Source organism: Devosia enhydra (genome assembly GCF_900119845.1).
Taxonomy (GTDB): Bacteria; Pseudomonadota; Alphaproteobacteria; order Rhizobiales; family Devosiaceae; genus FPKU01.
In genome coordinates this window covers 915,389-938,746 of record NZ_FPKU01000001.1, presented here as the reverse complement: position 1 = coordinate 938,746, position 23,358 = coordinate 915,389, and the positions used below count along the sequence as shown (strand labels likewise).

At 64.1% G+C, this 23,358-nt stretch carries 25 protein-coding genes and 1 pseudogene; 13 read left to right on the top strand and 13 right to left on the bottom strand.

Going from position 1 to position 23,358, the window contains the following annotated elements; all coding sequences use genetic code 11:
* Nucleotides 1–5: 5 nt before the first annotated feature.
* The gene (locus BT183_RS04575; RefSeq protein WP_072339427.1) at nt 6–1,481 is read right to left on the bottom strand and encodes an AMP nucleosidase; all 1,476 of its coding nucleotides are present in this window, start codon (nt 1,479–1,481) and stop codon (nt 6–8) included.
* A gap of 273 nt (nt 1,482–1,754) precedes the next feature.
* Nucleotides 1,755–2,438, bottom strand: a complete 684-nt coding sequence (locus BT183_RS04570) for a DUF1176 domain-containing protein (RefSeq protein ID WP_072339426.1) — start codon at nt 2,436–2,438, stop codon at nt 1,755–1,757.
* Between the two features lie 109 nt (nt 2,439–2,547).
* Between BT183_RS04570 and BT183_RS04565 the strand changes: the two genes are divergently transcribed.
* Complete coding sequence (locus BT183_RS04565; protein ID WP_072339424.1) at nt 2,548–3,048, top strand: DUF1993 domain-containing protein; 501 nt, start codon at nt 2,548–2,550, stop codon at nt 3,046–3,048.
* Nucleotides 3,049–3,135: 87 nt separating this feature from the next.
* Complete coding sequence (locus tag BT183_RS04560; protein WP_072339422.1) at nt 3,136–3,684, top strand: DUF2076 domain-containing protein; 549 nt, start codon at nt 3,136–3,138, stop codon at nt 3,682–3,684.
* A 27-nt stretch (nt 3,685–3,711) separates the two neighbouring features.
* Here the strand turns inward: BT183_RS04560 and BT183_RS04555 are convergent.
* Nucleotides 3,712–4,131, bottom strand: a pseudogene (locus BT183_RS04555) (cell wall hydrolase); the annotation flags it as partial.
* Between the two features lie 236 nt (nt 4,132–4,367).
* Here BT183_RS04555 and BT183_RS04550 point away from each other — a divergent pair.
* Complete coding sequence (locus tag BT183_RS04550) at nt 4,368–4,700, top strand: hypothetical protein (protein WP_425290540.1); 333 nt, start codon at nt 4,368–4,370, stop codon at nt 4,698–4,700.
* Nucleotides 4,701–4,790: 90 nt separating this feature from the next.
* On the opposite strand, the gene BT183_RS20685 is transcribed toward BT183_RS04550, so the two are convergent.
* The 9 genes from BT183_RS20685 to BT183_RS04505 all read right to left on the bottom strand — a co-directional run bounded on the left by BT183_RS20685 (nt 4,791) and on the right by BT183_RS04505 (nt 13,442).
* Nucleotides 4,791–5,300, bottom strand: coding sequence for a hypothetical protein (locus tag BT183_RS20685; RefSeq protein WP_072339418.1), 510 nt, complete (start codon nt 5,298–5,300; stop codon nt 4,791–4,793).
* A gap of 97 nt (nt 5,301–5,397) precedes the next feature.
* Complete coding sequence (locus tag BT183_RS04540) at nt 5,398–5,799, bottom strand: VOC family protein (RefSeq protein ID WP_072339416.1); 402 nt, start codon at nt 5,797–5,799, stop codon at nt 5,398–5,400.
* Nucleotides 5,800–5,891: 92 nt separating this feature from the next.
* Nucleotides 5,892–7,097, bottom strand: coding sequence for a molybdopterin molybdotransferase MoeA (locus BT183_RS04535; protein WP_072339414.1), 1,206 nt, complete (start codon nt 7,095–7,097; stop codon nt 5,892–5,894).
* Nucleotides 7,097–7,573, bottom strand: coding sequence for a cyclic pyranopterin monophosphate synthase MoaC (gene moaC / locus BT183_RS04530; protein WP_072339412.1), 477 nt, complete (start codon nt 7,571–7,573; stop codon nt 7,097–7,099). Before moaC ends, BT183_RS04535 begins: the two co-directional genes overlap by 1 nt.
* Nucleotides 7,570–8,379 (bottom strand): indole-3-glycerol phosphate synthase TrpC, encoded by an 810-nt coding sequence (gene trpC / locus BT183_RS04525; RefSeq protein WP_072339410.1) that lies wholly within the window; start codon nt 8,377–8,379, stop codon nt 7,570–7,572. Before trpC ends, moaC begins: the two co-directional genes overlap by 4 nt.
* 4 nt (nt 8,380–8,383) lie before the next feature.
* Nucleotides 8,384–9,397 (bottom strand): anthranilate phosphoribosyltransferase, encoded by a 1,014-nt coding sequence (gene trpD, locus BT183_RS04520; protein ID WP_072339408.1) that lies wholly within the window; start codon nt 9,395–9,397, stop codon nt 8,384–8,386.
* The gene (locus BT183_RS04515) at nt 9,394–9,990 is read right to left on the bottom strand and encodes an anthranilate synthase component II (RefSeq protein ID WP_072339407.1); all 597 of its coding nucleotides are present in this window, start codon (nt 9,988–9,990) and stop codon (nt 9,394–9,396) included. Before BT183_RS04515 ends, trpD begins: the two co-directional genes overlap by 4 nt.
* A 65-nt stretch (nt 9,991–10,055) precedes the next feature.
* Nucleotides 10,056–11,564 carry an anthranilate synthase component I gene (gene trpE / locus BT183_RS04510; protein WP_072339405.1) on the bottom strand — a complete coding sequence of 503 codons (1,509 nt, stop codon included), beginning with the start codon at nt 11,562–11,564 and terminating at the stop codon, nt 10,056–10,058.
* A 3-nt stretch (nt 11,565–11,567) separates the two neighbouring features.
* The gene (locus BT183_RS04505) at nt 11,568–13,442 is read right to left on the bottom strand and encodes a peptidylprolyl isomerase (RefSeq protein WP_072339403.1); all 1,875 of its coding nucleotides are present in this window, start codon (nt 13,440–13,442) and stop codon (nt 11,568–11,570) included.
* A gap of 80 nt (nt 13,443–13,522) precedes the next feature.
* Here BT183_RS04505 and tpiA point away from each other — a divergent pair, with 80 nt between their 5' ends.
* From tpiA to BT183_RS04485, 4 genes are all read left to right on the top strand, one after another.
* Nucleotides 13,523–14,281: a triose-phosphate isomerase gene (tpiA, locus tag BT183_RS04500; RefSeq protein WP_072339401.1), complete on the top strand. Its 759-nt coding sequence runs from the start codon at nt 13,523–13,525 to the stop codon at nt 14,279–14,281.
* Between the two features lie 92 nt (nt 14,282–14,373).
* Nucleotides 14,374–14,829, top strand: a complete 456-nt coding sequence (gene secG, locus BT183_RS04495) for a preprotein translocase subunit SecG (RefSeq protein ID WP_072339399.1) — start codon at nt 14,374–14,376, stop codon at nt 14,827–14,829.
* 106 nt (nt 14,830–14,935) lie between these two features.
* On the top strand, nt 14,936–16,564 hold the full coding sequence (locus BT183_RS04490; protein WP_072339397.1) for a CTP synthase: 1,629 nt from the start codon (nt 14,936–14,938) through the stop codon (nt 16,562–16,564).
* Between the two features lie 11 nt (nt 16,565–16,575).
* Nucleotides 16,576–16,755, top strand: a complete 180-nt coding sequence (locus tag BT183_RS04485) for a DUF4169 family protein (protein WP_072339395.1) — start codon at nt 16,576–16,578, stop codon at nt 16,753–16,755.
* A 2-nt stretch (nt 16,756–16,757) separates the two neighbouring features.
* Here BT183_RS04485 and BT183_RS04480 read toward each other — a convergent pair whose 3' ends face one another.
* Nucleotides 16,758–17,549 (bottom strand): ion transporter, encoded by a 792-nt coding sequence (locus tag BT183_RS04480; protein ID WP_072339393.1) that lies wholly within the window; start codon nt 17,547–17,549, stop codon nt 16,758–16,760.
* Between the two features lie 144 nt (nt 17,550–17,693).
* Here BT183_RS04480 and BT183_RS04475 point away from each other — a divergent pair, with 144 nt between their 5' ends.
* The 6 genes from BT183_RS04475 to BT183_RS04450 all read left to right on the top strand — a co-directional run bounded on the left by BT183_RS04475 (nt 17,694) and on the right by BT183_RS04450 (nt 23,355).
* Nucleotides 17,694–18,059, top strand: a complete 366-nt coding sequence (locus BT183_RS04475) for a PRC-barrel domain-containing protein (RefSeq protein WP_072339391.1) — start codon at nt 17,694–17,696, stop codon at nt 18,057–18,059.
* A 165-nt stretch (nt 18,060–18,224) separates the two neighbouring features.
* Nucleotides 18,225–19,499 (top strand): phosphopyruvate hydratase, encoded by a 1,275-nt coding sequence (eno, locus tag BT183_RS04470; RefSeq protein ID WP_072341523.1) that lies wholly within the window; start codon nt 18,225–18,227, stop codon nt 19,497–19,499.
* Nucleotides 19,500–19,626: 127 nt separating this feature from the next.
* Nucleotides 19,627–21,450, top strand: coding sequence for a methyl-accepting chemotaxis protein (locus BT183_RS04465; protein WP_483188818.1), 1,824 nt, complete (start codon nt 19,627–19,629; stop codon nt 21,448–21,450).
* A gap of 68 nt (nt 21,451–21,518) precedes the next feature.
* Nucleotides 21,519–21,866, top strand: a complete 348-nt coding sequence (locus BT183_RS04460) for an FtsB family cell division protein (RefSeq protein ID WP_084603247.1) — start codon at nt 21,519–21,521, stop codon at nt 21,864–21,866.
* 173 nt (nt 21,867–22,039) lie between these two features.
* Entirely contained in the window at nt 22,040–23,062 is a 1,023-nt protein-coding gene (gene pdhA / locus BT183_RS04455) for a pyruvate dehydrogenase (acetyl-transferring) E1 component subunit alpha (protein ID WP_072339388.1), read from the top strand.
* Complete coding sequence (locus BT183_RS04450) at nt 23,062–23,355, top strand: hypothetical protein (RefSeq protein ID WP_072339387.1); 294 nt, start codon at nt 23,062–23,064, stop codon at nt 23,353–23,355. Before pdhA ends, BT183_RS04450 begins: the two co-directional genes overlap by 1 nt.
* Nucleotides 23,356–23,358 lie beyond the last annotated feature (3 nt).

Sequence of the window (23,358 nt, the reverse complement as noted above, 5' to 3'; positions counted from 1 at the left end):
CCGCCCTACTGGAACGCCGTCTCGGCAAAGCTGCGCAGCTTGCGCGAATGCAGCCGCTCGGCAGGCTCGTCGCGCAGGATTTCCATGGCCCTGATGCCGATGAGCAAGTGCCGGTTGACCTGCGTGCGATAAAAGGACGACGCCATGCCGGGCAGCTTGAGCTCGCCATGCAGGGGCTTGTCGGAAACGCAGAGCAGGGTGCCGTAGGGCACGCGGAAGCGGAAGCCGTTTGCGGCGATGGTGGCGCTTTCCATATCGAGCGCAACCGCACGGGACTGCGACAGCCGCTGGGTGATTTCCTTCTGGTCGCGCAGCTCCCAGTTGCGATTGTCGAAGGTTGCGACCGTCCCGGTGCGCATGATGCGCTTGGTTTCAAGCCCTTCGAGCTGGGTGATCTCGGTCACAGCCTGCTGCAGCGCGACCTGCACTTCGGCGAGCGCCGGGATGGGCACATTCACGGGCAGATCGGCGTCGAGCACATGGTCTTCGCGCACATAGGCGTGGGCCAGCACATAATCGCCCAGTTCTTGCGAGTTGCGCAGGCCGGCGCAATGGCCGAGCATGATCCAGGCATGGGGCCTGAGCACCGCGATGTGGTCGGTGATGGTCTTGGCGTTGGAAGGCCCGACGCCGATATTGACCATGGTAATGCCGCGGCTGCGCGACGAGGTGAGGTGGTAGGCGGGCATCTGCGGCATGCGCGTGGCGCCCTGGCCGTCCACGCTGCCGCCGAGCCGGGCGTTGCGGGTCACGAGATTGCCCGGCTCCACCAGCGCATCATAATGCTCATGCCCGTCGGCCATGTATTGACGGGCAACACGGCAGAACTCGTCGATATAGAACTGGTAGTTGGTGAAGATCACGAAATTCTGGAAGTGCTCGGCATCCGTGCCGGTGTAGTGGCTGAGCCGATGCAGCGAATAGTCGATGCGGGGCGCCGTGAAGGCCGACAGCGGGTAGGGCCCGCCACGCGGGGGCACATAGGTGCCGTTGGCGATCTCGTCATCCGTATCGGCCAGGTCCGGCGCGTCAAAGATATCGCGCAGCGGAATGCCGATCTCGTTCAGCACCTCGCCATTGAGATGCTCGCGCGTGCCGACGGCAAAGTGCAGCGGGATGGGCGTCGAGGAGACGCCGACCTCGATGGCCGTGTTGTGGTTCTTGAGCAGCACGGCGAACTGCTCGATCAGATAGGTGCGGAACAGGTCCGGCGCCGTCAGCGTGGTGCGGTAGAGCCCGGGGGTGTGCAGATAGCCATAGGGCAGCGTCGAAGCGGATTTGCCATAGCTCGTCGAACGGACCTGCACCTCGGGATAGAAGGCGCGAACTCGCCCTGCCGGTATCCGCCCATCCATCAGCCCGTAGAGATGGTCGCGGATGAAGCCGGTCTGCCGGTCATAGATGGCGGCGATATAGTCCCACGCGGCCTGCGGGTCGTTGAAGGCTCGCGTTTCCATCGGTTCTGGGCTGAGCGTCGGCATCTTTACGTCCCATGGTCAGAATGGGCAGATGCATAGGCATTTCGCCCGCTTTGAGCAATGGCGCGCACTCAAGCCGGGACCGATCACCTTCCCGTGACGGCTCTTCTTTCGCCGCAAACGCCGCCGATATCTTGTGGTGTTCGCTGGATGACTGCAAACGACCCATGCACTGGCGAACACACGTGACCGGGGCTGCCTGCCCCCAAGCCCTCAAAAGGCGGCCCCGGTCCGAATTCGAGGCCGCAATTCCGGAGACGGGATTGCGGCCTTTTTTCAGCGCGCCGCGGCGGAATAGTCCACCACGCGCTCCGGATCGACCTTGCCATTGTAGGAATGGTCGACATCGTAGCTTTCCATCACATAGTCACCCTCGACCAACCGCCAGGTGACGCTGGAGGACGCGTCGCCGATACCGCGCCAATAGCTCGTCGAGAGGATGGTGCCGGTTTCCGCGTCGATCTCCGAATTGGTCAGGGTGCGCTGGGTGGTAAAGCCGAGCATTGTGAGGCTTTCCACGTCGCTGTCGCTGTTTCCGGGGTCGGTGAAGGTGGCCACGGTCACCGGCACGGCAAAGCTGAGGGGGCGAAGGCCATCCTCGGTCCAGGCGAAATAGGCGTGCTGCTGGTTGTAGGCGCCCTGATTGCAGAAAAAGCGATAGATCTTGAGCGGGCGATCCGGATCGCCGTCTTCGTCAAAGCTGTAGCGGAAGGTGAAGTCGAAGGTTTCCGGCTCGCGCATCTCGGGGCTGCCGGTTATGGCCCAGTCGCAGTCTTCACCATGGATGGCGATGAAGCGCTGCTTGACCAGCGCGATGTCCGGCGGCGTCTCGCCGGTATAGGCTGTGCCCATGATGGTGATGGGGTCGCTTTCATCGCTGGTCTGGGCCCAGGCGGGCGGGGCGGCAAGCGCGACCAGCGCGCAGATGCCGATGCGGAAGCCGATTTGCCTGCGAGACATGCGATCACTCCTTGATGCGGGCCATGTGCCTTTGGACGCCGCGCAATGATACAGTCCTTGGGCTTTTGCTGTTGAGTCCTTCGACAGGCCAATCTCGCAGGAAACTCTGATGACGCTCTCACTTTATGCCGTGACCGTACCCGTCTACGTCCGCCTTCTGACGGCGTTGCGCGACAATCTCGACAAGGCCCAGGCCTATGCCGATGAAAAGAAGTTCAATTCCGATGTGCTGGTGGGGTCGAGGCTTGCCCCCGACATGCATCCGCTTTCGTTCCAGGTGCAGTCGGCCACCGATCATGTGAAGGGTTCGCTCGCGCGACTGGCGGGTCGCGACATCCCGGCCTGGCCCGATGATGAAAAGACGCTGGCCGATCTCAAGGCCCGTATCGGCAAGGCCGTGGATTTCGCTAACAGCTTTTCAGCCGGCGATATCGATGGCAGCGAGACCCGCAGCATCACGCTCAAGATGCGGTCGGGGGAAGTCGTGGTCGATGGCCAGAGCTATGTGCTGACCCGCGCGCTGCCCAATTTCTATTTCCACGTAACGACGGCCTACGCCATCCTGCGCCATAACGGCGTACCGATCGGCAAGCGCGATTTTCTTGGCTGATCGCAACGCCACCCGGTCCGGCACCGTTGCAGGCGAGGCAGGGGATTCCCATCTCCTGTCTCAGCCCAGTGCAGGAGGAAGACCGCCATGCTCGCTCCCGAAGACCGCCGCGCCATCGAGAGCCTTTTCGACCGGCTGCGGGATGTCGCCCGCCGCAATCCCGATCGGGATCATGAGGCCGAGGCCCTGATCCAGGAGGAGGGGGCGCGCACGCAAGGCGCCGGTTACTACATGGCGCAGACCATCATCGTGCAGGAGCGGGCGCTTGAAGCCGCCCAGCAGCGCATCGCCGAGCTCGAACAGCAGGGTCAGAGCCGCGGCGGCTTCTTCGACAGCATTTTTGGCGATGGCGGTCGACAAAATCCGCGCCAGACCCAGACCGCTCCCGTGCCCGAACAGCCGGCCAATCGCGGCCCGTGGGATCGTCAGCGTGGCGCGGGCGGCGGGGGTTTTCTCGCAGGCGCGGCGCAGACAGCGCTCGGCGTCACGGGTGGCGTCCTCCTGGGCAGCGCCATCGCCGGCATGTTCGGCGGTGGCGAAGCCAATGCGGCCGAGGCTGCGCCCGAAGATATGCCTGCCGATGATATGCCCGCAGACGATGGTGGCGGGGACCTCGACGTCGGCGGGGATTTCTAGGGCGTTTCGAGACGTCAGCCGGCGCTAGCGCTTCTCGTAAAAGGCGTTGCCGCCGGCGACGAGCACATAGTGCATGTTGGTGTAGGGGAAGGTCAGGCCGGCCGTGTGGAAGTGCTGGGCGGCCTGAACCCCGGCATGGCGCTCGCCGCGCAGCACCGCATCGGCAACCTGGCTGGCAAGTGCGACGCTTTTGGGCTCGGTCATCTTGCGGTCGAGCACGCCCTCGGCAAACTGGTTCTTCTGGCCGACGACGCCGCAGACGGATTTGGGGTAACGATGGTCGGCAACGCGGTTCATCACTACAGAGCCCACGGCGAGCATGCCGTCGGGACTGGAACGATTGGATTCGAAATACATCGCCCTGACGAGGCATTCCTTTTCCGACATCTGCGCCCAGCCCAGCCCACCGAAGCCGCCAAGCGAGGCGCAGCCGGAGAGGCTCATCATGGCAAGGCTAACTGAAATGGCGAGTATGGAACGGCGTCGGGTGGTGTGCATGCGGGCTCCAGGCGTGAGGTGGCGCCCATGCCGGTGACGCGAACCCGCACGGCGCTGCCGTTAAGGCAATATTGGCCAGAATGGATTAATTCTCTGTCAAAGCTTCCGTCTGCCGGCGGCGTCCCAAAAACTGCCTTGGACGCCTGCTCGATAGCGTCACTGTCCAGCCCGGGGGTGAACCACCTATGATGGCTCCGAAGAATTCTGCCCGCCTCGACCGTCAGTTCGAACGCATCAGCCGCCGGTTTCCGTTGACGGCACGCTTCATCGCCTGGGTCAGGAAACCATCATCGCGGATCCTCAGGATTCCGCTCGGCATCGTACTGGTTCTCGGCGGCATCTTCAGCTTCCTGCCCGTGCTGGGCATATGGATGCTGCCGCTGGGGCTGCTAATGCTGGCGATCGACCTGCCGTTCCTCCAGCACCCGCTCAACAGCGCGATCCTGCGTGGCGAACGCCGGTTCAAGCGCTGGCGCGCCGACCGCCGCGACCGCAAGGCCGCCGCTGCGAAACGCTGAGGCCCTGTCACAGCTCGCCTCTAACGACAAAGCCCGTCAGAGCGTTCGGCTCGACGGCTTTCATTTGCCTCAGCGCCTGAGGACCCCGCGTCAGGAACAGCGGTAAAGCGTTGTCGCTTCACCGCCGCGATCGGGATAGCGGAGCACGAGCCCTTCGCCAGAGGGTGAAAAGATCGGCGTCATCACCAGCGGCTCGGTGGTCTGCTGGCCCTCGCCCTGGCAGGCGAGCGAGGTCGAATAGCTGCCATCGCCATTGTCGGTCACGCCCGACATCGCGCAGTCGTTCTCGGCGCCCTCGAACCGCTCCGAAGTGATGGTGATGGGTGAGCCATTCGTCTGATCGCGGCACCAGGCCAGATCGGCTGCCCACTGGCCCCAGAGGAAGCCCAATTCCTCCGTATCGGACCCCGAGGCGCTCGCCGCAGCCGCCCCCGCCGCACTGCTTGGCGCCGCAGCCGGGCTCGTCGCGGCAGGAGCGGCGGCGGCGGGCTGAGCGGCCGGCGCCTGTCCGGCCGGAGCGGCGACATTGGCGTTGTTGTCGCCGCAGGCCGCGAGAACGAGGGGTAGGGTCGCCAGGGCGACGAGGGTGCGGAGCTTCATTGAGATATCCTTGACGCTGGGTCCGAGGCCGACCGGGACCGGGCGGCATTCACATCAGCGTGTGAACGCCGGACGCGACAGGCGGGTTGCGTTGGGGTCAACCGGGAATGGATGCCGGATCCATCCATGTCAGCTCCCACACATGGCCATCGAGATCCTGGAAGCTCCTGCCATACATGAAGCCATGATCCTGCGCGGGCATCCAATCGCGCCCGCCTGCCGCAAGGGCCTTGGCGTGCAGGGCATCGACCTCGCCACGGCTGTCGCACGAAAGTGCCAGGAGCACCTGGGTGGTTGTGTTGGCGTCTGCGATCGGCTGGCGCACAAAGGTCGAGAAGCGCTCATGCTGCAAAAGCATGGCGTAGATCTGTTCCGAGATGACGATGCAGGTGGCGCTATCGTCGGAGAAAGCGGGATTATGCGGAAAGCCGAGCTCTGCGTAGAACGCGCGCGCCTCGACGATGTCCTTGACCGGCAGGTTGACGAAAATCATGCGCATGGATCGTGCTCCTCATCTGGCTGACGCACCGCGCGCCGCCCACCCTCACGTCGAGTGGCAAAAGCCGGAATCGACGACAGCCAGCAGAATTTTCAGCCCCAGTCGAGCGGTATGACCTCGATCACCGAGCCCTTGCTTCGGCCTTCGTCATTTTCCGGTTGCACGATGAAGCAGTCCGACGCGGCGAGCGAGGAGATGTGACCGCTGTCGGTTTCCGAAATGGGGTCCACTTCGAGCATGCCGAAATCGTTGCGGATGAGCTTGCCGCGCAGATAGTGCCGCCGCGGCCCGTTGGCGGGCAAGGGCCCTGCGAGCGCAACGGTGAAGCGCGGCCATTCGGTCTCGGCCAGCCCGACGATGCGCTTCAAGGTCGGCTTGACCACGACATGGGCGGTAGCCATCGCGGAGACCGGATTGCCGGGCAGCCCGAAGATCAGCGTGCGCCCGCGGACCCCAAACATCAGCGGCTTGCCCGGACGCATGCGCAGCTTCCAGAAATCCATCGCGACGCCGAGGTCCTTCAAGACCTCCTGCATATAGTCGCGATCCCCGACGCTGGCGCCGCCGCTGGTGATTAGCACGTCGATGCCGTCGTCGAAGGCCGACAGCAGCGCCGCCTCGATCGCCTTGGGGTCGTCGCGCACGATGCCTAGGTCGACGACGCGTTCGGCAAAGGGCGACAGGAGCGCGGCGAGCCCGAAATTGTTGGACGAGACGATCTGGTCGGCACCGATGCTCGAGCCCGGTTGCACCAGCTCGTCGCCGGAACTGAGAATGGCGATACGCGGCCGCCGGTTGACCACGAGCTCGGGCAGGTTAGATGCGGCCGCAAGCGAGATGCGGGCAGGGGTCAGCAGCGTGCCGGGCGCGATCAGCGCATCGCCGCGCTTGAAATCATTGCCCTGCCGGCGCACCGACTGGCCCACCCTGACCGCTTCGAGGAAGCTGATCTGATTGCCGTGAACCTCGGTTTCTTCCTGCATAACGACGGCATCGGCGCCGATCGGCAGCGGCGCGCCGGTAAAGATACGCACGCACTGGCCGCGATCCATCATGCCAACGAAGCGTTGGCCGGCCTGGGCGGTACCGGCCAGCGTCAGCGACCTGCCGATCCCGGCCTCGGCGGCACGGACCGCATAGCCATCCATGGCGCTCGAATCGAAGGGCGGCTGGTTGTGCCGGGCAATGACCGGCTCGGCGAGAACGCGATTGGCGGCGGCACGAAGGGGAACGGTCTCGGTGCCCAGCGGCTTGATGTGGCCGTAGATGCGCTTCAGTGCCTCTTCAACCGCCAGCATCAGCCTTCCTTCCTGTAATCGCCCGATTTGCCGCCAGATTTGGCGAGCAGTTCGATCCCTGTCATCCGCATGCCGCGGTCGCGGGCCTTGGCCATGTCGTAAAGCGTGAGCAGCGCCACGCTGGCGGCGGTCAGCGCCTCCATCTCCACCCCGGTCTGGCCATTGGTCTCGGCAGTTGCCACCACCTCGATGCCTTCGCCGGAGGGCAGGGCAGAGATGTCGACGGTGACACTGGTGAGCGGGATCGGGTGGCAGAGTGGAATGAGATCGGCGGTCTTCTTGGCGGCCATGATGCCGGCAATGCGCGCCACCGCTATGGCATCGCCCTTCTTGAGGCCACCGCCCATGATGAGCGCAAGCGTTTCGGCCTGCATCTCGATCGTGCCGTGCGCGACCGCGCGACGCTGCGTCACGGCCTTGTCGCCCACATTGACGATATGCGCTTCGCCGCGGGCGTTCAGATGCGTGAGGCTCACGACACAGCCTCCAGATCGCCGGTCAAGAGCTTGCGCGTGGCGGCCACCACATCGGCCTGTCGCATGAGGCTCTCGCCCACGAGGAAGGTGCCGATGCCGGCTTTTTCCAGCTGCAGCAGATCGGAATGATCGCGGATGCCGCTCTCGGAGACCAGATGCGTCCCTTCCGGCACTCCGCCCGCGAGGTTGAACGAGGTGGTGAGCGTCGTTTCGAAGGTGCGCAGGTTGCGGTTGTTGATGCCGATGAAGGGCGCGTCGAGACCCAGCGCCCGATCGAGCTCGATCTGGTCGTGAACTTCGACGAGCACGTCCATCTTCCATTCCTCGGCGGCATCCATCAGGAAGCGGGCAACATCGTCGCCGACCGCATCGAGGATGACGAGGATACAGTCGGCGCCCATCGCCCGCGCCTCGGCGACCTGGTAGGTTTCGAAGAGAAAATCTTTGCGCAGCACGGGGAGGCTGGTCGCCTCTCGGGCCGCGATCAGATACTCAGGCGCGCCCTGGAAAGAGGGCCCATCCGTAAGGACCGAGAGGCATGCGGCGCCCGCCGTCTCGTAGTCGCGCGCGATTGCGGCGGGGTTGAAGTCGGGACGGATCAGGCCCTTCGAGGGGCTCGCCTTCTTCACCTCGGCGATCAGGGCAAACTCGCCCCGCGCACGGCGCGCCTTGAGGGCGCTGAGGAAGGGACGCACCGGAGGCGCATCGTGAGCGCGGGCCACCACGTCGGCCCAGGGATGCGCGGCTTTTGCCGCAGCGATCTCGTCGCGCTTGTAGGCTTCGATGCGGGTCAGGATATCGGACATGAGTTCAACCGTTCGATATGGCAATGAGGGCGTCGAGCCGCGCCTTGGCGTGCCCGTCATCGATCTGCCTGCGGGCGATATCGACACCCTCCGGCAGGGTTTCGGCCTTGCCGCCCACGATCAGGGCAGCGGCGGCATTGAGGAGCACGATGTCGCGATAGGGCGACTCTTCGCCCTCGAGAAGGGCGCGCAGCCGGCCGGCATTGTACTGCGGATCGCCACCGATGAGATCCTCGATCTTCGATCGCGGCAGTCCGGCGTCTTCGGGCGTCACCTCGAAGCTCGTGAGATTGCCCTCGCGGATGGAGGCGACGAAAGTCGGCCCCGTGGTCGTCATCTCGTCGAGCCCGTCGCTGCCATGCACGACCCAGGCCGAAAGCGTGCGGTTGGCGAGCAGCGCCGCGGCAACCGGCTCCACCCATTCGCGCGCGAACACACCCAGCAGATAGTGCCTCACGCCGGCCGGGTTCGACTGCGGCCCCAGCAGGTTGAACATGGTGCGCGTGCCCAGCTCCATGCGGGTGGGGCCAACATGCTTCATCGCGGGATGGTGCTGGGGTGCGAACATGAAGCCGATGCCGGCTTCGGCAATGCAGCGGCCGATCTGCTCGGGCGTCAGGTCAAGCCGGATACCGAGCGCCTGGAGGACTTCCGCCGATCCGGACTTGGAGGACAGGGCGCGGTTGCCGTGCTTGGCCACGGGGATTCCCGCAGCCGCCACGACGAAGGCGGTGGCCGAGGAAATATTGAGCGACCCCTTGGCGTCGCCGCCGGTGCCGACGATGTCGATGGCGCCGGCAGGGGCCGCGACCGGCACCATCTTCTGCCGCAGGATCGAAACGGCGGCAGCAATCTCGCCCACCGTCTCGCCCTTGACGCGCATGCCCATGAGGAAGGCGCCGATCTGGCTGGGGGTGGCCTCGCCCGACATGATCGCGCTCATCACCGAGCGCATTTCCTCGCCGGTCAGGTCCTTGCCGTCGCCGATGCGCGCCAAGGCGCCCTTTACGTCCATCAGGCTGCCTTTCCGAGATTGAAGTCGCGCGCGAGGTTCAGGAAATTCTGCAAGAGGGCATGCCCGTTTTCCGAGGCGATGCTCTCGGGATGGAACTGCACCCCATGCACCGGCAGCGATTTGTGCTGGAGGCCCATGATAAGACCATCCTCGGTCGTGGCCGTCACCTCGAGCACCGCCGGCAGGGTCTCGGCCTTGACGATCAGCGAGTGATAGCGCGTTGCCTCGAACCCGGAATTGAGCCCTCTGAACAGCCCCTTGCCGGTGTGGTTGATGGGGCTGGTCTTGCCGTGCATCAGGTGCGGCGCGCGGATCACATCACCGCCCATTGCCTGGCCGATGGCCTGATGGCCGAGGCAGACGCCGAGAATGGGAATCTGCCCGGCAAAGCGTTCTATCAGCGGCAGGCAGATGCCCGCCTCGTTGGGCGTGCAGGGGCCCGGAGACAGCACGATGGCGTCTGGCGCGCGGGTTTCGATCTCTCCCAGCGTGATCTTGTCGTTGCGGACGACCCAGGGCTCTGCGCCCAGTTCACCCAGAAAGTGCACGAGATTGTAGGTGAAGCTGTCGTAATTATCGATGACGAGCAGTTGCATCGGTGATCCCCTGGACCTCGTCGTTAAGGGCGCAGCCCCTCGGCGCGCTCAGGCGTTCGGCGCATCTACTGGCCGACGCGCGCTTCGCCTGCATAACGTAATGCTTCTTCGGCGGCGCTGAACAGGGCGCGGGCCTTGTTTTCGCATTCGAGCTGTTCAAGCTCGGCCTTGCTGTCGGCCACGATACCGGCGCCGGCCTGAACGAACAGCTTGCCATCCTTGATGATAGCGGTGCGCAGCACGATGCAGGTGTCCATCGAGCCATCGGCGCCGAAATAGCCCACGCAGCCGCCATAAATGCCGCGCCGGCTCGATTCCAGCGCATCGATGATTTCCATCGCCCGCACCTTGGGCGCCCCGGAGACAGTGCCAGCCGGAAACCCAGCCGTCAGCGCATCGACGAAATCATGAACCGGATCGAGTTGGCCGACCACATTCGACACGATGTGCATCACGTGCGAGTAATATTCGAGGAAGAACTTGTCGGTCACCCGCACGGTGCCGATCTTGGCGACCCGGCCGACATCGTTGCGGCCGAGATCGAGCAGCATCAGGTGCTCGGCGCGCTCCTTGGGGTCCGAGAGCAGCTCTTCGGCCAGTTCACGGTCACGCGTCGGGGTCGAGCCCCGCTTGCGCGTCCCGGCGATGGGCCGGATGGTCACTTCGCCCTTCTGCACCCGAACGAGAATTTCCGGGGACGAGCCGGCGATCGAGAAATCCTCGAAATCCAGGAAATACATGTAGGGGGAGGGGTTGGTGCGGCGCAGCGCCCGGTAGAGGGAAGTTGCCGGAAGGTCGAAGTCGGCCTCGAAGCGCTGGCTGAGGACGACCTGGAAGATGTCGCCGGCCTTGATGTACTCGCGTGCTTCTTCGACCATCTGGGCGTAACGCTCGCGGGTAGTGTTGCTGGTGACCGCGATGCTGGTGCGTTCGGGCAGGGTGCCGGTCGCCATCGGCGCGCGGCTCAGGCGCCCGAGGGCCTCGTCCATCCGTGCCTGTGCCCCTTCCCAGGCCTGCCGGGCGCCAACGCCCGGCTGCACATAGACCGGGGCGGTAAGGTAGAGTTCGTCCTTGAGCGTATCGAAGATCGCGAGCACCGAGGGGCGCATCAGCACCGCATCGGGCGTGCCCAGCACATCCGGATTGCCGTCGGGCAGTGCCTCCATCTGCCGGACCATGTCATAGCCGAGATAGCCATAGACACCGGCTGCGGTGGAGGGGAGACCGGCCGGCACCTCGGCCTGGCTCTCGGCGACGAGGGCCCGCAGCGCATCGAGGGGTGCCGCATCAAGCGGCGTGAAGGCCTCGAGATCGAACAGCGCGTTGCGATTGATCTCGGCCTTGCCGTTGCGGACGCGCATGATCACGTCCGGCTCGCAGCCGATCATCGAATAGCGGCCCTTGGATGAGCCGCCCTGCACCGATTCGAGCAGGAAGGTATTTTTGCGGCCGTCGGCGAGCTTGAGGTAAGTCCCGACCGGCGTCTCGAGATCGGCCACGATGCGGCGGAAGACGATCTGCGCGCGGCCGGCAGCGTAACCGGCGGCAAAGCTCTCGAAGTCGCTGTCGGCCATCGCCTAGTTTCCGGTTGCCGTCGCGAGCAGGTTGGTGAGGGCCTGCTGGTTGATCCGCAGGCCAGCCGTGTCGCGCAGCCCCGAGACGAACTCGGCGTAAAGCGCGTTGCGCGCCGAGGTCTGGAGGAAATCGCGCACCCGCTCGGCCGATCCCTCGGGCGCCGGGACGACATCGACGACCTTGAAGATCACATAGTCGCCATTGGCGTTGCGGGCCGCGCCGGAGTGGCCGATGCCACCGCTGAACACAGCCTCTGCCACTTCCGTCGTAAGCACAGCCGAACCATCGCCATTGCGGCCGAGGGGAGGCGACAGCTCCGGGAACTGATTGAGGCTGATGGCGACGTTCGCGAAATCCTCGCCGCCATCGAGCCTCGCAACGACCGTATCGACCTGCTCGGCCAAGGCTGCGGCAGTGCGCTCTGCCGTGATGGCAGCAACAACGGCGTCGCGAACTTCGTCCAGCGTCTGGTCGCGGGCGGGTTCGATCGCCTCGAGGTCAAACCACGCATGGGCGTTGGAGCCGAGCGCGACGCCGGGCGCGAGGCGGCCCTCGACAGCGGCAAAGAGAGCCGTTGCCACGAGCTGGCTGCCGCCGGCCGGAAGCTCCTCGATGCCCTCAAGTCCGGCACCGGTGGCGGAGACATCGACGGTTTCGACCGTGAGGCCGAAACGCTCGGCGATTTCCGGCAGGGGACGCAGCGCCGCGCGGAACTCTTCGATCTGGTCGAGCACCTGGGTCTGCTGGCGGCGCGCTTCGGCAAGCGCGAGGCTCTGGCGGATGGGATCGCGCGTTTCATCGAGCGTCGCGGTCGATCCGCTCTCGATGGCGGTGACGTTGATGGCACGACGGCCACCGATGCCCGGGATGATGGCAAAGGTGCTGGGGTCGAGCGCGAACGCTTCGCGGGCGAGGTTGGGGTCGGCCACTTCGGACCGGGCAAGGGTGCCCAGTTCGATCACCGACGCGCCGGTTTCGTCGACCAGATCGTCGAAGCTCCGACCAGCGGCAAGGCCCTCCTCGAAGGCGCTGCGCAGCGCATCGGTGTTGAGCACGACCTGCTGGATGGTGCGCCGCTCGCTGGCAGCGCGCTGATCGCGCGTGCGCTCGAATTCGGCCGCGATCGCCTCTTCGGTAATGTCGATGCCATCGGCAAGGCTTTGCGGGCTCAAGATCATGATCTGCGCCGTGCGCGTCTCGACGGTCCGGAACCGCGACTGGTTCTCCGTCAGATAGGCGGCGAGCTCCTCCTCGGTCGGCTCTGCGGGCGGCAGCAGGCTTTCATCGCCAAGCACGAAATAGTCGATCGTCCGCGTGTCACCGGCGTAGCGACCCACAAGCTGCATCGCCGTCTCTGGTAGGGAGTAGTCGGCAAGGAACGCCGCGGACAGTTGCTGGCGGCGTGCGGCTTGCGCCTGGAGCTCGAAATACTCGGCCTCGGTAAAGCCGCTCTGCTGGAGGACGCGCACGAAGCTCGCGCGGTCGAACTGACCGACGGCGCCGGCAAAGGAAGGATCCTGGCGGACCATCTGGCCAAGCCGGCTGTCCGATACGCCGAGACCATAGGTCTGGCCGAGCCGGGCCAGCGCCGTATCGGCTCCGAGCCGCATCAGCACGACCGACGGGATGCCCAGCGATTCCGCCTCGGCAGGGGTCGGCACGCGACCAGTCTGCTGGGCATATTGATTGAGCTGGGCATTATAGCTGCGCTGGAACTCGCGCGCTGAAATGTCTGCATCCCCGACACGGGCAACCGTGTTGCCTCCCAGGTCGAAGATCACGTTCGAAATGCCGAAGCTGGCTGTGCCCAGGATGAGCAGGGCCACGAGCACCTTGCCGATAAAGGTACGACCGAGATTGCGCAGACTATCGAGCATAAAGTTGCATTTCCAGGCGGGTTGCGGCCCTGACGGGTTATGGCAAAGTCCCGGCCAAAGCAAGAATTAAGGAGACTCGCGTGCCGCTTCGCCCCATTCCCCTTATCGCAGGCAACTGGAAGATGAACGGGGTCACCGCCGCCCTCGCCGAGGCCGAGGCGCTCGCCACATTGGTCGCCACGCACGGCGTCGCCCGGGGCGGGGAGGTGGCGCTCTGTCCCCCGGCCACATTACTGATGGCGATGAGGGAGAGGCTGGGCCGAAGCGGGATCGCCACGGGCGGGCAGGACTGTCACGCCCGTGCCTCAGGCGCGCATACCGGCGACATCTCGGCCGCCATGCTGAAAGACGCGGGCGCGCGCTTCGTTATCGTAGGGCACTCCGAGCGCCGCGCCGACCATGGCGAAACCGACGAAGCGGTGCGGGAGAAGGCTGCGGCTGCCGTCGCAACCGACCTCATTCCCATCGTCTGCGTGGGGGAAACGGAAAGCCAGCGCCTCTCCGGCGAGGCGGTGCGCGTCGTGGAGCGCCAGTTGGATGGATCGATCCCCGATGGTGTCCCCACAGAGGGAATCGTCATCGCCTACGAGCCTGTCTGGGCGATCGGCACCGGGCTCACGCCAACGCTCGCGGACATTGCCGAGATGCACGAGGCGATCCGCAGAAGGCTGGTCGAGCGGTTCGGAGAGGGTGGACACAGCGTCCGCATTCTCTACGGCGGATCTCTCAAGCCAGGCAATGCGCGCGAGATTCTGGCGGTTGATAACGTCGATGGCGGGCTGGTGGGCGGCGCAAGCCTCTTGGCAAAAGACTTCTTCGCCATTATCTCGGCCCTCTGAACGGGCCCGGAATTATTCGGCGCTCGGATATGGCATTTGCCGGGGCATGCGTGTAGAAGGCCCCGCAATCCCCGCGAGCAAGGTCCTTTTCAATGGCCAATGTCCTGATCGTTGCCTATTTGCTGATCGTTCTGGCGCTGATCGTCGTGATCCTCATCCAGCGATCCGAAGGCGGCGGCCTCGGCATGGGCACGAATTCCGGTGGCGGATTACTTACCGTGCGGGGTTCGGCGAACCTCCTGACCCGCACGACCGCGATCCTCGCGACGCTGTTCATGGCGACGGCGATCGGCCTGACCATCCTGGCAGAGATCGATCGACCGACCCAGTCCATCCTCGACGGCATCGCAGATCCAGTGGGCGCAGGCGGCACTGGCACCGGCGGCGGCAGCGTGCTCGATGCCCTTAACCAGCTTCAGTCGCAGACGAGCGGCGAGCTGCCTGTTCCGGCACCGGCTGCGCCTGCCGGCGATTCGGGCCTCAATGTTCCTCAGCCCGCTCCCACGGCGCCTGAAACCGCACCGGCGCCCGCGGCTGCCGGCAACTGAGGCAGCGGCCGAAGACGAAAATCGGAGAAGGGGATGGCGACATCCCCTTCTTCTTTTGGAGAGCGATGCGCTCTTCGTGATAACGACAGACGTAAGGTGATCGCCCATGGCTCGGTACGTGTTCATAACCGGAGGCGTGGTGTCCTCGCTGGGCAAGGGGCTGGCGTCAGCCGCACTTGGCGCGGTTCTGCAGGCGCGTGGCTACAAGGTCCGCCTGCGCAAGCTGGACCCCTATCTCAACGTCGATCCCGGCACGATGTCGCCGACCCAGCACGGCGAAGTCTTCGTCACCGATGACGGTGCCGAGACCGATCTCGATCTGGGTCACTACGAGCGCTTCACTGGCCGCTCCGCCAACAAGCGCGACAACATCACGACCGGCCGCATCTATTCCGACATCATCGCCAAGGAGCGCCGGGGCGATTATCTCGGCGCCACGGTGCAGGTGATCCCGCACGTCACCGACGCGATCAAGAATTTCGTGCTCGAAGGCAATGAAGAGTTCGACTTCGTGCTCGTCGAGATCGGTGGAACGGTCGGCGATATCGAGGGCCTGCCCTTTTTCGAGGCCATCCGGCAGCTCGGCAATGAATTGCCGCGGGGCAGCGCGGTCTATCTGCACCTGACCCTGATGCCCTATATCCCCTCGGCGGGCGAGCTCAAGACCAAGCCGACCCAGCATTCGGTGGCCGAGCTGCGCTCGATCGGCATCATGCCCGACGTGCTGCTGGTGCGCTGCGACAGGCCGATCCCTGCATCCGACAAGCGCAAGCTGGCGCTCTTTTGCAACGTGCGCGAGAGCGCCGTCATCCAGGGTCTCGATGTCGGCTCGATCTACGACGTGCCGCTTGCCTATCATCAGGAAGGGCTCGATCGGGAAATCCTGGCGGCCTTCGGCATCAAGGATGCGGCAGAGCCCGACCTCGCGGCGTGGCGTGACGTCTCGGAGCGCCTGCATAACCCCGAAGGCACCGTGAACATTGCCATCGTGGGCAAGTATACCGGTCTCAAGGACGCCTATAAGTCGCTCTCGGAAGCGCTGGCCCATGGCGGCATCGCCAACCGCGTCAAGGTTAATCTCAACTGGATCGACTCCGAGATTTTCGAGCGGGATGATCCGGCGCCTTACCTCGAGCACATCCATGGCATCCTCGTGCCGGGAGGCTTTGGCGAGCGTGGTTCGGCTGGCAAGATCGAAGCGGCGCGCTTCGCCCGGCTCAAGGGCGTACCCTATTTCGGCATCTGCTTCGGCATGCAGATGGCGTGCATCGAGGCCGCGCGCAACACCGCCGGCATCCGCAGCGCCGGCACCACCGAATTCGGCCCGACCAAGGAGCCGGTGGTGGGCCTGATGACCGAATGGGTCAAGGGCAACGACAAGGAAACGCGCTCCGCCGCCGGCGACATGGGCGGCACCATGCGGCTCGGCGCCTATCCGGCGCAGCTGACGCGCGGCAGCCGGGTGGCCGACATCTACGGCACCACGCGGATTTCCGAGCGCCATCGTCACCGCTACGAGGTGAACATGGACTACCGCAAGCTCCTTGAAAAGAACGGGCTGCTGTTCTCCGGCGTCTCACCCGATGGCAAGCTGCCCGAGATCGTCGAGCGCACCGACCATCCGTGGTTCATCGGCGTGCAGTTCCATCCTGAGCTCAAGTCGCGTCCCTTCGAGCCGCATCCGCTGTTCGCCAGCTTCATCTCGGCGGCAGTGGAACAGAGCCGGCTCGTCTGAGCGACTGCGCCATGGCGGACATCCTGTCGCTCAGCAAGGCCCGCAAGGCGCGCGCTAAGGCTGAGAAAGAACAGCAGGCGCAGGAAAACCGCATCCGCTACGGCCGCACCAAGGCCGAACGGGCAGCGGAGGCAGCCAAGGCCGAACAGGCCGAGCGGCTCATCGATGCGCACAAGCGGGATGAGCCTTAATCCTAGCGCTCCCGCTCGCGCCGGAGTGCGGCGATTTCTGCCCTCAGGGCTCGCAATTCCTCGAGCACGGCCTCGTTGCCATTGCGCAGCTCTTCCCGGCTCGTCTCGGCAGCCGATTCCGCATCCTGCTGCATCGCCGATACGATGACACCGATGAACAGATTGAGCACGGCGTAGGTCGTGCTCACGATGAAGGGCACGAAGAAGAGCCAGGCCTGGGGGTAGACTTCCATGACGGGGCGCACGATGCCCATCGACCAGCTTTCGAGCGTCATCACCTGGAAGAGCGTGTAGACCGAGGCACCGATCGAACCGAACCAATCGGGGAATGATGCTCCGAAGAGGTTGGTGGCCATCACGGCGAACACGTAGAAGACGAGTGCCAGAAGCACGATGATCGACGCCATGCCGGGCAGGGCCGCAATCAGCCCGCCAATGACGCGGCGCAGCGACGGCACCACCGAGATCAGCCGCATGACCCTGAGGATGCGCAGCGCACGCAGAACCTGCAAGGGGCCCGTAGCGGGCAGAAGCGCAATGGCGACCACCGCAAAGTCAAAGAGACTCCAGGGATCGCGAAAAAACTTCAACCCGTGCACGTAGAGGCGCACGAGGATCTCTACCACGAAGATCGCCAGGATGATGCGGTCCAGCCCCTGCAGCACCCAGCCGAACCGCGCCATGATGCCGGGGTCAGTTTCGAGGCCGAGGATCAGCGCATTGAGCAGGATGATGGCGATGATCGCCCGCTCCCAGGCCGGGGAATCGATGAGCGATTTCAGACGGTCACGCATGGGTGCAAGCTCCGATGGCATCGCCCGAAGCAGAATATCAGCGCTTCTTGTGGGTCAAGCGCGACGCGTGGGCGCACCGATCTTTCCGGAACCCCAGATGCCCTCGGCCGTTAGGCTTTCATCCCAACAACAAAGGAGACCGAGATGACCACTCTGTCCGGCCATACCGCAGCCATTCGCGCCTCGCGCGTCATCGGCACCGACGTCAAGGACCAGACTGGCAAGACCATCGGCAAGATCGAGGACGTGGTTCTCGACAAAACCGACAATGCCATCATGTTCGCCGTGATCGGCTTTGGCGGCTTTCTCGGGATCGGTGAGAAATTCCATCCGGTGCCGTGGGCGGTGCTCGATTTCAACCCCGAGTATGATGCCTATGTCGTTCCTTACACCAAGGAGCAGCTCGAGGCGGCCCCGCACGATTCGATCTCGGAGTTGACCCGCGAGGATGGTCGTGCCCATCGCGATCAGGCCTACGACTATTACAAGGTTCCGCGCTACTGGAACTGACACGCGCACATAGCGCAAAATCCTCTCGAAAGGCGGCCCCGGTGGCCGCCTTTTTTCATAGGGTCAGGCTCCATCGCTGTGGCAGCCCCGATTTCGCTTTCCCTTGCCAAAGGCCCATTCTAGGAAGGGGCGCACCGTGATGGCTTCACCGCGAAAGGCATGCCCATGTCCACTATCCTCGATGTCACCGCTCGCCAGATCTTCGACAGCCGCGGCAATCCGACCGTCGAGGTCGATGTCGTGCTCGACGATGGCAGCTTCGGGCGTGCGGCGGTTCCGTCCGGCGCTTCGACCGGTGCGCACGAAGCGGTGGAACTGCGCGATGGCGGCAGGCCCTATATGGGCAAGGGCGTGACCAAGGCAGTCGATTTCGTCAACACCGAAATCCTGTCGGAAATCCAGGGCATGGATGCCCTCGAGCAGATCACAATCGACCGGACGCTGATCGCCCTTGATGGCACGCCCAACAAGAGCCGCGTGGGGGCGAACGCAATCCTTGGGGTGTCGCTGGCCGTTGCCCGCGCTGCCGCCGAGAGCAGCGCGCTGCCGCTCTACCGCTATATCGGCGGGCCGAACGCGCATGTGCTTCCGGTGCCGATGATGAACATCATCAATGGCGGCGCGCATGCCGATAACCCCATCGACATGCAGGAATTCATGATCATGCCGGTGGGTGCCGAAAGCATCGCCGAAGCGGTGCGCATGGGCGCCGAGATTTTCCATACGCTGAAGAAGGGTCTCTCGGCGCAGGGCCACAACACCAATGTGGGCGACGAGGGAGGGTTTGCGCCCAACCTCAAATCCGCCGAAGACGCACTCGGCTTCATCATGGCGTCGATCGAGAAGGCCGGCTATGTGCCGGGCGACGATGTCTGCCTCGCGCTCGACTGCGCCTCCACCGAATATTTCAAGGGTGGCAAGTATGAGATGACCGGCGAGGGCCGCACGCTTGGGGCCGACGAAATGGTGCGCTATCTCGAAGACCTGACGAAGCGCTTTCCCATCATCTCCATCGAGGATGGTATGGCCGAGGATGACTGGGAGGGCTGGAAGGCGCTGACCCAGGCCATCGGCAAATCCGTGCAGCTGGTGGGCGACGATCTGTTCGTGACCAATACGAGCCGGCTGAAGTCGGGCATCAGCATGGGCGTGGCCAATTCCATCCTGGTTAAGGTCAACCAGATCGGCTCGCTGTCCGAAACCCTCGATGCCGTCGATACGGCGCACAGGGCCGGCTATAGCTCGGTGATGTCGCACCGCTCGGGTGAGACGGAGGATTCGACGATTGCGGATCTGGCCGTCGCGCTCAATTGCGGGCAGATCAAAACCGGCTCGCTGTCGCGATCTGATCGCCTGGCCAAGTATAACCAGTTGATTCGCATCGAAGAACAGCTCGGCGCCGCCGCAGTCTATGCAGGGCGCTCAATTCTCAAGAGCTGATTCCCGTAAAGACTTTGACAGCTTCGGCTCTGCGCAAAGTGCCGAAGTTGTCGTTGACCTCGCCTTAATCATCGTGGCGCATCTTCAGGCAACGCAGCAAGCGTTGCTTGGGGAATGGATGATGCTGTTGTCGCTGAAGGGTCGCCGCGCGACCGAGGATGAGGCTGCGTTGGCGGCCCTGTCGCGCTCGCAGGCCATGATCGAGTTCGATCCCGAAGGCCGGATCCTCAAGGCCAACGACAATTTTCTCAAGGCCATGGGCTATGGTCTCGAAGAGATCGTGGGCCAGCACCACCGCATGTTCCTCGCCCCCGGAGAAGCCGAAGCCCCTGAATATGCAGCCTTCTGGGAGCGGCTTCGCGCCGGCCGGTTCGAGAGCGGAGAGTTTCGCCGCCTGGCCAAGGGCGGCCGCGAAGTGTGGATCCAGGCCTCCTACAATCCCGTCGTCGACCGGAAGGGCGCGCCTTTCAAGATCCTGAAGGTCGCGGCTGACGTCAGCCGGCAGAAGCGCGAGACCTCGGACGCCCAGAGCCAGTTGGCCGCGATCAACCGGGCCCAGGCTGTCATCGAGTTCGACCTGCAGGGCATCATCCTCGATGCCAACGAGAATTTCTGCCGCGCTCTTGGCTATGATCTGGCCGAGATCAAAGGTCGGCACCACCGGATGTTCGTCGATCCGCAGCATGCCGAGACCGAGGATTACCGCCAGTTCTGGGAGAAACTGCGCCGCGGCGAATACACGGCCGCCGAATACTGCCGCATCGGCAAGGGCGGGCGGGAGGTGTGGATCCAGGCCTCCTACAACCCGATCTTCGATCTCAACGGCAAGCCCTACAAGGTGGTGAAATTTGCCACCGATGCCACCGAGGCCACCGCACGCAAGGCGGCCGTCGCCTCGCTCGGGTCGGCTCTGGCGACCTTGGCCAAGGGCGACCTGACATCACGCATTTCCGAAAATTTCAGCGGCGATCTCGACGCGCTGCGCATCGCCTTCAACGACACGGTGGAAACCTTCGCCGACATCGTGGGCCGCCTGCGCCAGACCTCGAGCGCGCTGAAGACTGCGACCGGCGAAATCCTCTCTGGCGCGAACGACCTGGCCGAACGCACCACCAAGCAGGCCGCCGCCGTCGAGGAAACCAGCGCCGCGATGGAGCAGCTGACCTTCACCGTCAGTGAAAATGCCGACCGCGCCGTCAGCGCCTCGAGCAAGGCAAAGTCCGTGTCTCGCACGGCGGAAGAGGCGGGAACCGTCGTCGCCAAGGCCAGCGATGCGATGGGCCGGATTTCAGCCTCGTCGGGCAAGATCTCCAGCATCATCGGGATGATCGACGACATCGCCTTCCAGACCAATCTGCTGGCGCTCAACGCGTCCGTGGAGGCTGCGCGGGCCGGCGAAGCGGGCAGGGGCTTTGCCGTCGTCGCGGTCGAGGTGCGTCGGCTGGCGCAATCGGCGGCGCAGGCTTCGGCCGAGGTCAAGGCATTGATCGAGCAGAGCGGCACCGAAGTCACCGGCGGTACGCGGCTGGTTGCCGAGGCGGCCAACAAGGTCAGCATCATGCTCGAAGGCATTCACGAAAGCAGCGCGCTGCTCAACCAGATCGCCGCTGCCACCCAACAGCAATCGGGCACGCTGGCCGAGGTTGCGACCGCCATACGCCAGATCGACGAGATGACGCAGCACAATGCCGCCCTTGTCGAGGAGACCAACGCCGCCATCGAGCAAACCGAAGGACAGGCGAGCGCGCTCGATGGCATCGTGGACGCCTTCGTGCTCGGGGAGCCCGTCGCTGCGTCGGCGCAGCAGCGCCTCAAGGGCGGCCGCGGACCGGAGATGCGTTCGCCGGATCGCCCGATGAAATCGCCATCGGCACGGCCGCAGTCGGCCGCGTCGCGGCGATATCTCTCGGCTGGCTCTGCCGCCATCGACCCGGACTGGAACGAGTTCTGAGAACGGCAACGCTCTCTTAACCCTCTGGGCCCAGTGTCGCAGACGTTCCCGCCGCAACAGGTCGACCCATGCCTACTCGCCTCAAAAGACCAGCCTTCTGGCGTCCGCTCGCCTTGGCAGGAGCGCTTGTCGCATTTCAGGGTTATCTGGCCTATCACGCCATCGGTGGCCAGTTCGGTTTCGAAGGCCAAAAGCAGATGCAGGCCGATATCGTCGCGCTCGAGGCGGATTCGGCGGCGCTGCAGGCCGAGATCGATGCCTATCGTCATCGCGTAGAGCTGTTCCGCGCCGACAGGCTCGATCCCGATATCGTTTCTGAACGCGCGCGGGCTCTTCTGGCCATGGCCAAGGAGAGCGACGTCGTGATCATGGTCGATCCCGCGACCAATCAACCGACTTCAGGCTCATCACGCTGATTAACTGAAGATCAGTTTATCCGATAAATGTTCGATTATACAAGGCTTTGCTGTGTTTCCAACGTGTCTTAGACGAGGCTGGCGTTAGCGTCGGGAATGGTTTAGCTTCAACAGGTCGCGATCCTCTCAGGGTTGCGCGAGCTGCCTGTCGTCTACAACCCGGAGCACAGCTCATGGCGCGCAAAGCCGCGGCCGCCAAGGTCGCATCATCGGCTCAGTCCAACGTACCCGATTTCACCAAGGACGAGGAGCTGCGCGCCTATCGCGACATGCTGCTGATCCGCCGCTTCGAGGAAAAGGCCGGCCAGATGTATGGCATGGGCCTGATCGGCGGGTTCTGCCATCTCTACATCGGTCAGGAAGCCGTCGTCACCGGCATCAACATGGCCAGCCAGGAAGGCGACGCCTCGATCACGGGCTATCGCGACCATGGCCACATGCTGGTCATCGGCATGGAGCCGAAGGGCGTGATGGCCGAACTCACCGGGCGCGGTGGTGGCTTGTCGAAAGGCAAGGGCGGCTCGATGCACATGTTCTCCAACGAGCACCGCTTCTATGGCGGCAACGGCATCGTCGGCGCGCAGGTATCGCTTGGCACCGGACTGGCGTTTGCCGCCAAGTATCGTGGCGAGAACACTGTCAGCCTCACCTATTTCGGCGACGGCGCAGCCAATCAGGGCCAGGTCTATGAGAGCTTCAATATGGCCAAGCTCTGGAACCTGCCGGTCGTCTACATCATCGAGAACAACCGCTACGCCATGGGGACCTCGGTGGAACGCGCCTCGGCACAGACCGATTTCTCGCGCCGCGGCATCGGGTTCGGCATCGAGGGCGAACAGGTCGACGGCATGGATGTGCGCCTGGTGCGTGATGCTGCGGCCCGTGCGATCGAGCATGCGCGCTCGGGCAAGGGCCCCTATATCCTCGAGATGATGACCTACCGTTATCGCGGTCACTCGATGTCCGACCCGGCAAAATACCGCTCCAAGGACGAAGTCTCGACCATGCGCGCCGAGCGCGATCCGATCGAGCAGAGCAAGAAACGCATCCTCGACCGCGGTTATGGCAGCGAGGAAAGCCTCAAGCTGATCGAGACCGAAATCCGCGCCATCGTTACCGAAGCCGCTGACTTTGCCACCTCAGATCCGGAGCCGGACGTGTCCGAACTCTGGACCGACGTCTACGCCGAAGCCTGATGCAGGCGGCGATCTTTATCCTCGGCTTCATCGTCTGGGCCATCGCCGCTTATGGCTTTGCGCGGATGGTGATGGGGTGGGTCGGGGTGGCGCGTCTTGCGCCACAGGGCCAAAAGATTGCGGCAATGTTCAACCTCGGAACCGGCAACTTTTCCGCCGCCGCTGCGATCAGCGGCCCGGGCAGTGCCGGCGCCATCGACAGTTTCAAGCACGGTCGCAAGGTTTTCCTGCTGGCCTTTTTCCCGTTCATGCTTCTTGTGCTGGTCAATATCCTGACCGGCAATGCCGCATAGCCC

Excerpts from the sequence above, each read along its gene's own strand:
- BT183_RS04565 (WP_072339424.1), top strand. The coding sequence starts at position 2,548 with ATGACGCTCTCACTTTATGCCGTGACCGTACCCGTCTACGTCCGCCTT.
- BT183_RS04535 (WP_072339414.1), bottom strand. The coding sequence starts at position 7,097 with ATGCTGGCGGTTGAAGAGGCACTGAAGCGCATCTACGGCCACATCAAG.
- eno (WP_072341523.1), top strand. The coding sequence starts at position 18,225 with ATGTCCACTATCCTCGATGTCACCGCTCGCCAGATCTTCGACAGCCGC.
- trpE (WP_072339405.1), bottom strand. The coding sequence starts at position 11,564 with ATGGCCGACAGCGACTTCGAGAGCTTTGCCGCCGGTTACGCTGCCGGC.
- BT183_RS04515 (WP_072339407.1), bottom strand. The coding sequence starts at position 9,990 with ATGCAACTGCTCGTCATCGATAATTACGACAGCTTCACCTACAATCTC.
- BT183_RS04450 (WP_072339387.1), top strand. The coding sequence starts at position 23,062 with ATGCAGGCGGCGATCTTTATCCTCGGCTTCATCGTCTGGGCCATCGCC.
- BT183_RS04460 (WP_084603247.1), top strand. The coding sequence starts at position 21,519 with ATGCCTACTCGCCTCAAAAGACCAGCCTTCTGGCGTCCGCTCGCCTTG.
- BT183_RS04485 (WP_072339395.1), top strand. The coding sequence starts at position 16,576 with ATGGCGGACATCCTGTCGCTCAGCAAGGCCCGCAAGGCGCGCGCTAAG.
- trpC (WP_072339410.1), bottom strand. The coding sequence starts at position 8,379 with ATGTCCGATATCCTGACCCGCATCGAAGCCTACAAGCGCGACGAGATC.
- BT183_RS04505 (WP_072339403.1), bottom strand. The coding sequence starts at position 13,442 with ATGCTCGATAGTCTGCGCAATCTCGGTCGTACCTTTATCGGCAAGGTG.
- BT183_RS04560 (WP_072339422.1), top strand. The coding sequence starts at position 3,136 with ATGCTCGCTCCCGAAGACCGCCGCGCCATCGAGAGCCTTTTCGACCGG.
- BT183_RS04575 (WP_072339427.1), bottom strand. The coding sequence starts at position 1,481 with ATGCCGACGCTCAGCCCAGAACCGATGGAAACGCGAGCCTTCAACGAC.
- BT183_RS04490 (WP_072339397.1), top strand. The coding sequence starts at position 14,936 with ATGGCTCGGTACGTGTTCATAACCGGAGGCGTGGTGTCCTCGCTGGGC.
- BT183_RS04570 (WP_072339426.1), bottom strand. The coding sequence starts at position 2,438 with ATGTCTCGCAGGCAAATCGGCTTCCGCATCGGCATCTGCGCGCTGGTC.
- BT183_RS04550 (WP_425290540.1), top strand. The coding sequence starts at position 4,368 with ATGATGGCTCCGAAGAATTCTGCCCGCCTCGACCGTCAGTTCGAACGC.
- pdhA (WP_072339388.1), top strand. The coding sequence starts at position 22,040 with ATGGCGCGCAAAGCCGCGGCCGCCAAGGTCGCATCATCGGCTCAGTCC.
- BT183_RS04475 (WP_072339391.1), top strand. The coding sequence starts at position 17,694 with ATGACCACTCTGTCCGGCCATACCGCAGCCATTCGCGCCTCGCGCGTC.
- BT183_RS04540 (WP_072339416.1), bottom strand. The coding sequence starts at position 5,799 with ATGCGCATGATTTTCGTCAACCTGCCGGTCAAGGACATCGTCGAGGCG.
- BT183_RS04480 (WP_072339393.1), bottom strand. The coding sequence starts at position 17,549 with ATGCGTGACCGTCTGAAATCGCTCATCGATTCCCCGGCCTGGGAGCGG.
- BT183_RS20685 (WP_072339418.1), bottom strand. The coding sequence starts at position 5,300 with ATGAAGCTCCGCACCCTCGTCGCCCTGGCGACCCTACCCCTCGTTCTC.
- secG (WP_072339399.1), top strand. The coding sequence starts at position 14,374 with ATGGCCAATGTCCTGATCGTTGCCTATTTGCTGATCGTTCTGGCGCTG.